Origin of the sequence: Vibrio sp. Y51_MX_L26 (assembly GCF_024181935.1) — a bacterium.
GTDB lineage: Bacteria > Pseudomonadota > Gammaproteobacteria > Enterobacterales > Vibrionaceae > Vibrio > Vibrio diabolicus.
Genome location: NZ_JAMZAS010000005.1, coordinates 71288 through 84400, shown reverse-complemented (window position 1 = coordinate 84400; position 13113 = coordinate 71288). Strand labels below are relative to the sequence as shown.

Here is a 13113-nt window from a genome sequence, read left to right as displayed (position 1 = left end):
ACCCTTTTTGCTTTGGCTCGAATCTAATTGAATAGATTCTTTATCAAACCATCGACTGCTTCTTTGGTTTTTTCGTCTTTGATCTTGTCCGTTAGCTTCTCTACACCACGGTCAATTTCTTTCTGAGCTTTCTGTTTCAAAACATCATCAAATACGAGCTTGAATTTAGGATCCGCCCACTTACCAGACACATTGATCGGAATAGTAATGTCTTTCAACTCATCTATATCTTTGCCGCCTTGGCCTTCTAGGCTACCTACGACTGATGTGCTGATAGTAAAGTTAACAGTTTCATTGATGTAGTTTGCGGTGCCTTTACCACGAACACGGAGCAATGGAGACTGAGCTTGCATATTATCCGTTGATACGACACCTTTATTGAGCTTCAATGTCGCCGTCATCGCACTAAAATCTGTTTTCTTAACTTCATTGGTGCCTTCGACTTTTTGACCTTTAAATTTCGCGTAGTTTTCACGAATCAATTGAGCAACGTTGATGCCATTTACCGCACCGTCAGCAAAATTGATAACAACCGTACCAGAAAGATTCTTCTTGATACCGGTAGGCGTGAGACTCTTACCGGTAACATTCACATCAATGTTACCCGTCCCTTCAAGCTTGTCGTTATCAGCGACATCAATAAGTAGCGGTTGAACTTTCACGCCTTTGATTGACTTTTTCACACTGTAAGTCGCTGGTGATTGGCGTGCATCTAACTTCGCTGTCGCTGAGATTGTGCCTTGGTACAGCTTCGAACTAAATGAAGTAAGCTCAAATACGCCACGATTTACAGTGAAGCTCGTTTTTACCGCTTCCATCTTCGCATTTGCCGCTTTGAATTTGTCGATGGTAATGTCACCCTTTACATCTAACGTTTTCAACGCAGACAAATCAGGCTCAACCTCAGACCCAGCTGGAGCACTCTCGCCACCAGAAGCAGGCTTATTACCTTCGGAATCTTGCTGATCTAATCCTAAGAATTCATCAAGATCGATATTTGGGCTGTGGAGAGCAAATCGTACTTTAGGAATATCGCCAAGTGTCACATCTGCCTTACCATCTAAGGCGATAGCATTCGCTGTTAACTTCTCTAGGACAAAACTCAGGTGGTTTTTCGTTAGGTCGAAAGACAGATCAGACACCATGTCGACTTTCATCGGTGACTGAGGTAAAGCATCCCCCTCAAAAGTCGATTTAAGAGTTAACTTATCCAACTGCACTTTGCTGATAGCCTTGTCCACGCTAAGTTGACCAGCACCCTGCATATCTAACTTCATACCACCAGCGTCGCCTTTCATGGCATAAGTCAGGTTATTTACTTTATCGAATTCAAACGTATCTAAACCGATCGTTGCCGATTCAATCTTATTGGCAGGGTCAGAGTATGTCGCATCAAAGTTGATGTTCTTTAGCGCGTAGTTTGCCAAACCTTTTTCTAGCTTAAAGTCGGCCTGACCTTTCGCTGTGAACTTTTGGTCATTCATTTCGCCCTTCACGCCAAAATCAGCCGTTGTCCAGTTGTCAAAAGCGAATTCGGAAAGGTTTAATGAGATATCATAAAGTTTGGTGTAACTATCGGCTTGCTTATCCTGCATTTCTAATGAGCCATTAGAAACCGTAACACCAGCAAGATTAATGCTCCAATCAGAGCCAGAAGGCTGCGTTTCACCATTTTGCGTAGGCGCAGTATCGCTCGCTTGCTCTGCTTGTTGTGTTTGGGCTTTCGTCAATGCATCAATATTCTTGCTGCCATCTTTCTTGGTTTCGATATAGAACTCAGCCCCATCAAGCGTGACGTTTCCAATTTCAAGCTGCTGACTAAAAAGTGGCATGACAGAGATGTCTACACCAACGGTATCAACTTTGAATAAATTGGGTTTACTAAAGCCTTGTGGGTTTCGCAATTCTGTATGTCCCAACTCAAAGCCGATCGATGGGAAAAATTGCCAACTGATATCTCCTTCAATCACTAGCTCTAAACCGGTTTGCTTTTGCGCTTGCTCAACAATAAGGGGCTTAAACTGGTTAGGATTGACGAAGATGGTTAACGCTAAAATTGCGACCAAAATGACCACAATAGGTATTGCTAGAATTAAGAGCAGTTTCTTCATTTGTTTTTCCTTGCTCGAGTGTTTTTACAATTATAAGCGCAGACTCCATTTACCGCTGACAGTTCCACAAAAGCGTGAAAAATGTCTGGTTTTAACCTGCAACTGACTAATTTAAAAACAAAAAAGAAGTGGCACTTAAGGTGCCACTTCTTCTCTCAAAAATAAAGCGATATAGCCGTCTAAAGACTTAAGCTTTCAAAAGTCTTGCAATGTGAGCTTTTAATACATCGATTGCGATACGGTTTTTACCACCGCGAGGAACAATAATGTCCGCATATTGCTTAGAAGGTTCGATAAACTGCATGAACATCGGACGTACTGTTTGTTGGTACTGCTTGAGAACAGATTCCATAGTTCGGCCTCGTTCTTCCACGTCACGCTTAACACGACGAAGCAAACAAATATCTAACGGTGTATCCATAAATACTGTCGCGTGCATCAAATCACGAAGACGAGGGTCAGTAAGAAGAAGGATGCCTTCTAGAATGATCACCTTTTTAGGCGTCATTGTGGTCGTGTTACTTGTTCTTGTGTGCTCAGTGTAGCTGTACTCAGGTACTTCTACTGCTTCACCACGTACCAATTTTTCAAGGTGCTCACACAGTAGGTCGTGGTCCAACGCACTCGGGTGATCGTAGTTCGTCTTTACTCGCTCTTCCATGCTTAGGTGGCTTTGGTCGTTGTAGTAGCAATCTTCCGTGATGACACCGATTTGATGATCGCCTACTTTCGCGCGAAGCTCATTATAAATAGTGCTCGCGATCAGACTTTTTCCAGAAGCAGAAGCGCCAGCAATACCTACGATGACGCATTGATTATTATCAGACATTAGTTTGCACCCGATGATGATTTCTAGTCACATAAAAAGATAAACTGCCTGATTATAGGGAGTTCACCCCATAGTTACTAGCTGGAATTAGGGTTTAGTCATAAGTTTCTGCCTGCTCAGAGGATTAACCTCCGAGCAAACGTTAAAATGTGCAATTATCAACCAACAGGCATAGTAAACTTAGTTCACCATTGTAAAGCTAATCGCATCTGGTTTTGCTTTGCCTTGCCAAAACATCGTGCTACATACACGATCGGCAAGCTGCTTGTAATACCCTGCATGCTCACTTTCTGGGCGCCTTGCTACTGTTGGCACGCCAGCGTCAATATCTTCTCGCATAGAGATATGAAGCGGAATTTGTCCTAGCAGTGCTAAGCCAAACTCTTGCGACATTTTTTCTGCACCACCCATGCCAAAAATATGCTCTTTCGCGCCACATTGGCTACAAATGTGATAACTCATGTTTTCCACAACACCAATAACTGGGACATGGACTTTGTTAAACATTGCCGCTCCCTTTCTTGCATCGGCAAGCGCTAAGTCTTGCGGTGTAGTGACTAACACACTACCTGTCACCGGAATCTGTTGTGACAACGTCAACTGTATATCACCCGTGCCTGGCGGCATATCAATCACCAAATAATCTAAATCGGGCCAGTCTGTTTCCGTTAATAACTGCGACAACGCTTTTGAAGCCATTGGACCGCGCCATATTGCCGCTTCTGATTTGTCCACTAAATAGCCGATAGAGTGAGTATAGATGCCGTGAGCGAAAATGGGCTCCATCCACTTACCATCACGAACTTCTGGTTTTGCATCTTCTTGCCCTAACATCATAGGGACGGAAGGTCCGTAGATATCCGCATCCAACAATCCCACTTTCGCCCCAGATTGAGCAATCGCCAACGCTAAGTTAACCGCAGTCGTTGATTTACCGACCCCACCTTTCGCAGAACTAACGGCAATGATGTTCTTAACACCTTTAACCGGATTGGCCACTTGAGTTTCTAATGCTTTAACTCCAAGGCGAATATTGAATGGGAATTCAGCCACTTTACCTGCGGTTTGTTGCTGTTTAATCCAGTCATGCAATATAATTTGAAGCTCATTACTTGCGAATGGCAACGTTATCTCAACAGAACCTTGTGCCGTAATCGAAATTGCGCCATGAATATCTGCCCAATTTTCCACCAACTGTGGATGCTGGAATTGGTTAAACCAGTGACAAAAATCTTGTTTTGAAGTGAACTGATGCATAAGTCCTCCTTTTAGATGTCATGCTAACACCGTCCTGCCTCAACCAGAACCCCAAAAAACTAAGGCATTCCGCAGTTTGACACCTTGGAGTTAGTGAGTTCATGGGGTAGTATTATCCATCAAAATTTATTTATACCTATCAAGAAAAGCGAATATTAAGTATGGCAAACGATCCAAGAAACTTTCCTTCAAGGAAAATGCTGGTAACTTGTGCCCTTCCGTACGCTAACGGTTCGATCCACCTTGGTCATATGCTTGAGCATATCCAAGCGGACATTTGGGTTCGTTACCAACGCCTACGCGGCAACACTGTAAACTTCATCTGTGCTGACGATGCTCATGGCACGCCAATCATGCTTAAAGCGCAACAGATGGGTATTACTCCTGAAGAAATGATTGCCGCAGTTAGCGAAGAGCACCAGAAAGACTTTGCTGGCTTTGATATCAGCTTTGATAACTACCACAGCACACACTCAGATGAGAACCGTGAGCTAGCATCACACATTTATCTTGAGCTGAAGAAAAACGGTTTCATTTCTAGCCGCACAATTTCTCAGTTGTTCGACCCAGAAAAAGAGATGTTCCTACCGGACCGTTTCGTAAAAGGTACGTGTCCAAAATGTAAGTCAGAAGACCAGTACGGTGACAACTGTGACAACTGTGGTGAGACTTACAGCCCAACAGAACTGATCAATCCTAAATCTGCGGTTTCTGGTGCGACGCCAGTAATGAAAGATTCTGAGCACTTCTTCTTCGACCTGCCTCAGTTTGAAAGCATGCTAAAAGAGTGGACTCGCTCTGGCTCGCTACAAGCTGAAACCGCGAACAAGATGCAAGAGTGGTTTGAATCAGGTCTACAACAATGGGATATCTCACGTGACGCGCCATACTTCGGCTTCGAGATCCCAGGTGAGAAGAACAAATTCTTCTACGTATGGCTAGACGCACCTATCGGCTACATGGGCTCTTTCAAAAACCTATGTGACAAGCGCGACGACCTAGATTTCGACGAGTACTGGAAAAAAGACAGCTCAGCAGAGCTGTACCACTTCATAGGTAAAGACATCGTTTACTTCCACAGCCTATTTTGGCCAGCAATGCTAGAAGGTTCTGGCTTCCGCAAGCCTAACAACGTATTCGTACACGGTTACGTAACCGTAAACGGCGCGAAAATGTCTAAGTCTAAAGGTACTTTCGTAAAAGCAAGCACTTACCTAGAGCACCTAGACCCTGAATGTCTACGTTACTACTACGCGGCGAAGCTAAACAGCCGTATCGACGATCTAGATCTTAACCTTGAAGACTTCACTCAGCGCGTAAACGCTGACGTTGTTAACAAGATCGTTAACCTGGCATCTCGTAACGCAGGTTTCATCGCAAAACGTTTTGAAGGCAAACTGTCTGACAACTTTGCAGAGCCTGAACTTTACAACGAATTTGTTGCTGCTGCTGACCGTATCGCTGAACTTTACGAAACGCGTGAGTTTGGTCGTGCAATCCGTGAAATCACTGCACTGGCAGACAAAGCTAACCAATACATTGATGAAAAAGCACCGTGGGTTGTAGCAAAAGAAGAAGACAAAGATCAGGAGCTACAAGACATCTGTTCTGTCGGTATCAACCTGTTCCGTGTACTGATGACTTACCTGAAACCAGTGATGCCTGCACTTGCTGCACGTACTGAAGCATTCCTAAACCAAGAGCTGACTTGGGAAAACATCGCTGCGCCACTAACAGGCCACGAGATCACTAAGTTCAAAGCACTCTTCAACCGTATCGATCCGAAGAATGTTGAAGCGATGATCGAAGCATCTAAAGAAGATGCGGCGGCAGAAATGGCGGCGAAAGAGAAAGCAGAAGCGGAAAAGAACAAGGCTAGCCAAACTGAGCTAGACAAAAAGCCAATCGCTGAAGAGATTGAGTTCGACGCTTTTGCAGCAGTAGATATGCGTATCGCTCGTATCATCTCTTGTGAAGAAGTGCCAAAAGCAAACAAACTGCTTAAGTTCCAACTGGACATCGGTGGTGAAACTCGTCAAGTGTTCTCTGGCATCAAGTCAGCGTACAAACCTGAAGAGTTAGAAGGCAAACTAACGGTAATGGTAGCAAACCTAAAACCTCGTAAGATGAAGTTTGGTATGTCAGAAGGCATGATCCTAGCCGCTGGCCCTGGTGGTAGCGACCTGTGGATCCTTGAGCCACACGAAGGCGCTCAACCAGGGATGCGTGTAATGTAAGTCGCATCCCAAATATAACACTATAAAATCCCTGCCAATTTGGCAGGGATTTTTTGATCATATTCACAACTTTGGTGAACCCATGCACCAATAACGACCGCCCCAAAAGAACATTTAACATAACCAGTTGTTTTAATTTAATTTTTGTTTGGCATCAAAACTGCAAACCTTCCTTGCTAGGTCCAAACACTAACAAGGAGTTGGTTATGTTTGTTTTGATTTCCACATTATTATCTATCGCTATTTTAGCCGGAATATATCACTTATCTTCTAAACGAGAGCAGCAACACGCGCGTAAATATCAGCTGTTAACATTATTGCGAGATGTTGTTCATCTGCTGAGACGCCATCGAGCTGCGACGCACTACTCACTTCAATTTCAACAAAATAACGAACAAGAATTAGAAGTCCTTCATAACGATCTAACCAACAAGCTGCATCTTTTAGTCGAAACCTCACGGTTTGAAAACAAACCCATGTATCGCGTATTACAGATTAAAGTAGGGAAACTACTTGAACAATGGAATGACCATAGTGTTGCAAGAAACCAGATGGAGCATGGTAAGTTAATTCGTCATTGCTTGTTTTTGATGGATGAAGTCACGATTGCTTGGTTAGCGGTAGAACAACGAGATGATCTACATAATGAGTACCACATGAACTGGCAAAACATCATGGATAGCTTAGAAACCCTGACTCAATTGAGAATTAGCATTCAAGACTTGGGAGAGCAAGGGGGGAATGAGCGTTTCAAAAATTACGCATCGGTTATGACACGTAAGCTAAATCAATTAGCAGTTATCGCTCCGCTTAGTATCGTTTCTCCTGCTTCCACACGCTCAATACAGACATTAAATAACTATGTGACAGGAAGTCATGTCGATTTAACAGAAGCAGAGCTTTATGGAGTCACATCAGACTTATCGTTGACCATCTTCAATACTTACGACCACGTTCTTTCAGACATCGTTGAAGCATTGTATCTACCGTTGCCCAAACTCTCTGTAGCAAGATAAGCTCTATACAATGCCGTGCCAATTGTCACAACAGGAACGTAACTGGTATCTATAGGTAAAAACAAAAAAACCGCAGACCTTAGGTTCTGCGGTTTTTCATTCATCTAACTTCTCAGCGCTTAGCTGTCATCTTCTGTGAAGTTCGTTGGTAATTGCTTTTTCATCTCGTTCCAGATTAGCGCGCTTTCCATACCATAGTGACGAATCACAACTGGCAGTTGTTCACGCTGACCACTTTCACAAGTTTCTAGCAACTGATGGTAAAACTTCAGCGCTAGCTCACGAGAAGCTGGGTTTGAGAAGTAATAGCTACCAACGCGATCATAGAGCTTCTTCAAGCCATTAAAAATCAAACCGTAAATCTGATTCCCTGAATGGAATGCTAGGCGTTGGAACAACATGTAGTCGTAAAAGTTGAACGTTTTAGCAATCAAGATTTCTTGACGCTTCGCTTCATCTTTCTCGTTGTCTTCTTTCACGTTCTGTAAGACTTTCTCAGCATAAGGTGAAGAAGCGATGAAATCGTCCCAAGAAGCAGCATTCATTAAAGCTTCACAAGATTCAATTACATTCTTGATCGTGCGCTCAGAATGCTCTTTATTTGCTTTAAATGCATAACGCATAAAGATAGGGCTGATGTTGGTACGTGCTGCAAGCAAATCTTCTACAATGTTTGTTGCGTTATCTACGTCCAACGTCATCAACGTATCCAAAATATGCAGACCAGAGGTCTCCATAAATTGGTTTACCTTCGTTGGTTTACCGTGTTGGATTGTTAACCAACCATCACGGGCTAGTCGTTGAAGAACCTCTCGTAAAGTCGTTCGAGTAACACCAATTAGCTCAGACAGCTCGCGTTCAGCAGGTAAAATAGAGCCAGGAGGAAAACGGCCGTTCCAAATGCTCTCGATAATATATTTTTCTGCGAATCCCGCAGGGCTTTTCGCCTTTATGACCATTCTACTTTTTATCCAATATTGATTTCTGAGGGTCGATACTACTCATCATACCACTACTTAACGGTTTGAGAAAATTTACGATCAATAATTGAAACGATTCTACAATATAGAGTTAATACTCTATATATTGTGTCAATTTAGGATGGTCTGACGTGCGAGTGAAAGCGGTAAAATCTGAATTTTCGTTTAATTAAACAGCTCACAAATCGCGGAGAAATAAAGACTACTGCGTCACAATTTTATATTCAAAATATGAAAAATTACTTTGTATATCACAGTTAATATTCTTTCTTAATTTGCCTTTTCTCGTCACTGACCGTCATTTAAAATCCAAGAGGATTTTTTTGAGCCTTTCATGATATAGTAACGCCGTTTTGATCGCGTTATTACATTTAAAAAGTCATTTTAGTCGGTAGCATCACGTTTTGTTATTGACTAATAAATGCCTGAGTGTAGAGTTTGCGGTCGAAAGTGAGCGGTGCTTGAGTTCAGGGGAAGTAACTTGGCAAGACTGCAATAAACAAAGGATTGTTGTTTTACTAAGTTATTGTTTTAAAAGACTAGTTAATAAGTCTAACAAACAGATACTTAAGCACTATTGTAGTGTCTATTCATAATTTTGTTATAAAGAGAATTATCATGCCGATATCGCTCGGAAACGCTTTTATCAAGAACTTTCTTGGTAAAGCGCCTGATTGGTACAAAGTTGCCATTATAGCCTTCTTAATAATTAACCCGATTGTATTCTTCCTAATAAACCCATTTGTTGCTGGGTGGTTGCTGGTTGCTGAATTTATTTTCACGCTTGCAATGGCATTAAAATGCTACCCATTACAACCTGGTGGTTTACTTGCTATTGAAGCCATCGCTATCGGCATGACTAGCCCTGCGCAAGTTAAGCACGAGTTGGTGGCAAATATTGAAGTATTACTGCTTCTGGTATTTATGGTTGCGGGCATCTACTTCATGAAGCATTTATTGCTGTTCATTTTTACCAAAATTTTACTTGGTATTCGCTCCAAAACCCTTCTATCACTTGCGTTTTGCTTTGCCGCTGCATTTTTATCTGCGTTTTTGGATGCTTTGACGGTTATCGCCGTTGTTATCAGTGTGGCGATCGGTTTCTACTCTATCTACCACAAAGTGGCGTCAGGTAATCCGATTGGTGACCATGACCACACACAAGATGACACGATCACTGAGCTAACGCGTGATGACTTAGAAAACTACCGCGCCTTTTTACGCTCATTGTTGATGCACGCTGGTGTAGGTACTGCGTTAGGTGGCGTAACCACTATGGTGGGTGAACCTCAGAACTTAATTATTGCAGACCAAGCGGGTTGGTTATTTGGTGAATTCCTAATCCGTATGTCTCCAGTGACGCTACCCGTATTTTTCTGCGGTCTCATCACTTGTGCTCTAGTCGAAAAGCTTAAAGTGTTTGGCTACGGTGCAAAACTTCCTAACAACGTTCGTCAAATCCTCGTTGACTTTGACAATGAAGAGCGCAAAACGCGTACCAATCAAGACGTTGCAAAACTATGGGTTCAAGGACTTATTGCTGTTTGGTTGATCGTGGCATTAGCCTTGCACTTGGCGGCGGTAGGCTTAATTGGTCTTTCAGTGATCATCTTAGCGACGGCTTTCACTGGCGTCATTGAAGAGCATTCCATGGGTAAAGCGTTTGAAGAGGCTCTGCCTTTCACTGCACTACTTGCGGTATTTTTCTCGATCGTTGCGGTAATCATCGACCAAGAGTTGTTTAAACCAGTTATCGACGCGGTGCTTGCCGTTGAAGATAAAGGCACTCAGTTAGCTCTGTTCTATGTCGCGAATGGCTTACTATCAATGGTGTCGGATAACGTATTCGTCGGTACGGTTTACATCAATGAAGTAAAAACAGCACTCATTGAAGGTCTCATTACTCGCGAGCAGTTCGACTTACTGGCAGTTGCTATCAACACTGGTACTAACCTACCATCTGTTGCTACGCCAAACGGTCAAGCGGCATTCCTATTCCTACTCACCTCGGCTCTCGCTCCATTAATTCGTCTGTCTTACGGTCGAATGGTTATCATGGCGCTGCCTTACACCATCGTTCTTGCGATTGTCGGGCTAATGGGCATTATGTTCTTCCTAGAGCCTGCAACGGCTTCTTTCTACGATGCAGGCTGGATTTTACCTCATAGTGGTGATCTGACTCCCGTAGTCTCCGGCGGTCACTAAAATTTGAGTTGATTAGGAAACTTATCCACGTTAAAAAGCTCTGAGTATTCAGAGCTTTTTCTATTTCAGACAGGAACAAAAACGTGACTATTTTAAATTCACTTAACCAGTTTTCGAAGGGACGCTTATCGTGGCTGCTGCTTCTGCTATTCGTCGTTTTCTTTGAAGCATGTGCCCTCTATTTTCAGCACGTCATGATGCTTGCACCATGTGTCATGTGTATCTACGAACGAGTCGCGATGATGGGAGTGGGTGTCGCTGCAATCGTTGGTCTTATGGCACCAAATAACCCAGTTTTCCGTTGGCTAGGTTTGATTGGCTGGGGATTAAGCTCTTACAAAGGACTGTTGCTTGCTCAGCAGCACGTTGATTATCAGTTTAACCCATCACCATTCGCGACTTGTGATTTATTCGTAACATTCCCTAGTTGGGCTCCGCTTAATCAGTGGGTTCCTTGGATGTTCGAAGCATACGGCGATTGCTCGAAGATTGTTTGGCAATTCCTCGATTTATCAATGCCACAATGGTTAGTAGTTATTTTCGCTGGCAATTTAATTGCTTTAGCATTAATTGTGATCGCACAATTCTTCCCAGCAAGACGCACTAATCCGATTCGTTAATCCTTCAGAGAAATGATAACGAAAAAAGCCGACCAGATGGTCGGCTTTTTACTGAGTAAACATCGCGGCTATTTAACTTAACCACGTTAACTCAACCACGTGATTGACCACAACACTGCTTGAACTTTTTGCCGCTCTCACAAGGACAAGGATCATTGCGCCCGATACCTTTGAATGGGTTTAGGCTTTGAGCCTTATTGCCTACCATCAACTCATCCGCACCTAACGCCACTTCACCGACCATCAAATCAAGCTGGTCGATCAAGTCTGCAAGAGCTGGAGGCGTTTCAATACCGGCGTCGCGCATCTGTTGCTGCGTTGCCGACTCATCGATAGCCAGCATCAAAGTGGTCAGTAATGCTTGTAGCATACGCTGCAATCCATCATTGAGCTCAACGTCTTGCCATTGTTCTTCAATCATTGGCCAAACAGACATAAAGCCTTCGGCAAAATCAGCAAGTTGTTCAGGTTCTTTGCCTGTTAGCTCTAGCACGGAATATTCGTTTCGTTGAATTCGGTTGTGCTGCTTGTGAATTTGCTCTTCTACTGCCGGTTGAATCGCTTTGAATCCTTCACCTAATAGCGGCTCTAACCACTTTTCAGGAGCGAGTGGTTTTGTCGTCAGATTAGCAGCGAGCACTGCGCCTTCGATAAATAGGCAAGATTCATCGATGTGAATTTCGCCTTTCTCAATCAATGTGTATTGCATGACATCTGGTTTCCCATAAATTTGGCGGCATTATACCTCAGAGCATAAAAGCACGTAACCGGGAGTTGCGAGTTTGACTGTATTGAGTGCTTTGAGTCTTTTAATGACAAACTTAGCTGACATCGCTACAATCGCCCTCCTTTTTATCACCAAACTGTATTAGGCAAACTATGCGAGTTGTACTAGGCCCAATGGAAGGCGTTTTAGACCATTTGATGCGCCAAATCCTGACCGAGATAAACGACTATGACCTATGTGTTACGGAATTTGTTCGAGTCATCGACCAGTTATTGCCCGATCATGTATTTCACCGTTTATGCCCGGAGCTGTTGCAAGGTTCTCAAACCGCATCAGGTGTGCCAGTACATGTGCAATTGTTAGGACAAGAACCAAACTGGATGGCTGAGAACGCAATTAAAGCGGCAAGCCTTGGCGCTAGAGGCATCGATATAAATTTTGGTTGCCCAGCCAAAATGGTCAATAAAAGTAAGGGCGGTGCTGCTCTACTTCAGCATCCTGAGCTAATTCACCGTGTGGTTAAAGCTTGTCGAGAAGCTGTTCCTGAGACCATTCCTGTGACCGCAAAAATTCGTCTTGGCTGGGAGAACCCTGAAGATTGTTTTGAAATTGTCGATGCCATTCAGTCTGCTGGCGCAAATGAATTAACAGTACACGCACGTACTAAACAAGGTGGTTACAAAGCTTCTGAGATAAAATGGGATTATATCAACCAAATTCGCGAACGTTTTGATATTCCGCTTATTGCGAATGGCGAAATTTGGAATTACCAGGACGGTCAACGTTGCATTGAAACGACTGGCGTTGACTCTTTGATGGTGTGCCGCGGCGCTTTCAATATCCCTAACTTGGGCAACATGGTAAAACACAACCACCAGCCAATGTCATGGCCCGAGGTGGTTGAGCTACTGATCTACTACTCCAAGTTTGAGATGAAAGGCGACAAAGGCTTGTACTATCCAAACCGCGTAAAACAATGGTTCTCTTACTTACGTCAGGCCTATCCTGAAGCAAAAGATCTATTCAGAGAAATCCGAACGTTTAACAAAGCCGCGCCGATTGTTGAGCATATTCAACGTTATCGTGATGAGTTAAATTCTCAGGTTGCATAAAACCTGAGCATTGCAAAGG

Annotated in this window: 10 protein-coding genes; 5 read left to right on the top strand and 5 right to left on the bottom strand. The window is 43.4% G+C overall.

Annotated features, from left to right (window positions below):
• Positions 1-23: 23 nt before the first annotated feature.
• The 3 genes from NL645_RS13100 to apbC all read right to left on the bottom strand — a co-directional run bounded on the left by NL645_RS13100 (position 24) and on the right by apbC (position 4197).
• Positions 24-2111: an AsmA family protein gene (locus NL645_RS13100; RefSeq protein WP_253651814.1), complete on the bottom strand. Its 2088-nt coding sequence runs from the start codon at positions 2109-2111 to the stop codon at positions 24-26.
• 187 nt (positions 2112-2298) lie between these two features.
• Entirely contained in the window at positions 2299-2940 is a 642-nt protein-coding gene (gene udk, locus NL645_RS13095) for a uridine kinase (RefSeq protein ID WP_005396962.1), read from the bottom strand.
• Between the two features lie 180 nt (positions 2941-3120).
• A complete protein-coding gene (gene apbC / locus NL645_RS13090; protein ID WP_074191583.1) occupies positions 3121-4197 on the bottom strand; it encodes an iron-sulfur cluster carrier protein ApbC in 1077 nt (358 codons plus the stop codon).
• A 161-nt stretch (positions 4198-4358) separates the two neighbouring features.
• On the opposite strand from apbC, the gene metG reads away from it, so the two are divergent.
• Positions 4359-6434 (top strand): methionine--tRNA ligase, encoded by a 2076-nt coding sequence (gene metG, locus NL645_RS13085; RefSeq protein WP_253651813.1) that lies wholly within the window; start codon positions 4359-4361, stop codon positions 6432-6434.
• A 206-nt stretch (positions 6435-6640) separates the two neighbouring features.
• A complete protein-coding gene (locus tag NL645_RS13080; RefSeq protein ID WP_046874414.1) occupies positions 6641-7450 on the top strand; it encodes a hypothetical protein in 810 nt (269 codons plus the stop codon).
• 119 nt (positions 7451-7569) lie between these two features.
• Here NL645_RS13080 and fadR read toward each other — a convergent pair whose 3' ends face one another.
• Entirely contained in the window at positions 7570-8409 is an 840-nt protein-coding gene (gene fadR / locus NL645_RS13075) for a fatty acid metabolism transcriptional regulator FadR (protein ID WP_237308101.1), read from the bottom strand.
• Positions 8410-9048: 639 nt separating this feature from the next.
• Here fadR and nhaB point away from each other — a divergent pair.
• Both nhaB and dsbB read left to right on the top strand, forming a co-directional pair.
• Positions 9049-10635, top strand: a complete 1587-nt coding sequence (gene nhaB / locus NL645_RS13070) for a Na(+)/H(+) antiporter NhaB (RefSeq protein ID WP_005396952.1) — start codon at positions 9049-9051, stop codon at positions 10633-10635.
• A gap of 83 nt (positions 10636-10718) precedes the next feature.
• Positions 10719-11255, top strand: coding sequence for a disulfide bond formation protein DsbB (gene dsbB / locus NL645_RS13065; protein ID WP_005396949.1), 537 nt, complete (start codon positions 10719-10721; stop codon positions 11253-11255).
• Positions 11256-11346: 91 nt separating this feature from the next.
• Here dsbB and NL645_RS13060 read toward each other — a convergent pair whose 3' ends face one another.
• Positions 11347-11964, bottom strand: a complete 618-nt coding sequence (locus NL645_RS13060; RefSeq protein WP_048625767.1) for a YecA family protein — start codon at positions 11962-11964, stop codon at positions 11347-11349.
• 170 nt (positions 11965-12134) lie between these two features.
• Between NL645_RS13060 and dusC the strand changes: the two genes are divergently transcribed.
• Entirely contained in the window at positions 12135-13094 is a 960-nt protein-coding gene (gene dusC / locus NL645_RS13055) for a tRNA dihydrouridine(16) synthase DusC (protein ID WP_074191588.1), read from the top strand.
• Positions 13095-13113: the final 19 nt, after the last annotated feature.

What these genes read in the sequence shown, in the direction of transcription:
- NL645_RS13100 (WP_253651814.1), bottom strand. Translation starts at nt 2,111, where the DNA reads ATGAAGAAACTGCTCTTAATTCTAGCAATACCTATTGTGGTCATTTTG.
- udk (WP_005396962.1), bottom strand. Translation starts at nt 2,940, where the DNA reads ATGTCTGATAATAATCAATGCGTCATCGTAGGTATTGCTGGCGCTTCT.
- apbC (WP_074191583.1), bottom strand. Translation starts at nt 4,197, where the DNA reads ATGCATCAGTTCACTTCAAAACAAGATTTTTGTCACTGGTTTAACCAA.
- metG (WP_253651813.1), top strand. Translation starts at nt 4,359, where the DNA reads ATGGCAAACGATCCAAGAAACTTTCCTTCAAGGAAAATGCTGGTAACT.
- NL645_RS13080 (WP_046874414.1), top strand. Translation starts at nt 6,641, where the DNA reads ATGTTTGTTTTGATTTCCACATTATTATCTATCGCTATTTTAGCCGGA.
- fadR (WP_237308101.1), bottom strand. Translation starts at nt 8,409, where the DNA reads ATGGTCATAAAGGCGAAAAGCCCTGCGGGATTCGCAGAAAAATATATT.
- nhaB (WP_005396952.1), top strand. Translation starts at nt 9,049, where the DNA reads ATGCCGATATCGCTCGGAAACGCTTTTATCAAGAACTTTCTTGGTAAA.
- NL645_RS13060 (WP_048625767.1), bottom strand. Translation starts at nt 11,964, where the DNA reads ATGCAATACACATTGATTGAGAAAGGCGAAATTCACATCGATGAATCT.
- dusC (WP_074191588.1), top strand. Translation starts at nt 12,135, where the DNA reads ATGCGAGTTGTACTAGGCCCAATGGAAGGCGTTTTAGACCATTTGATG.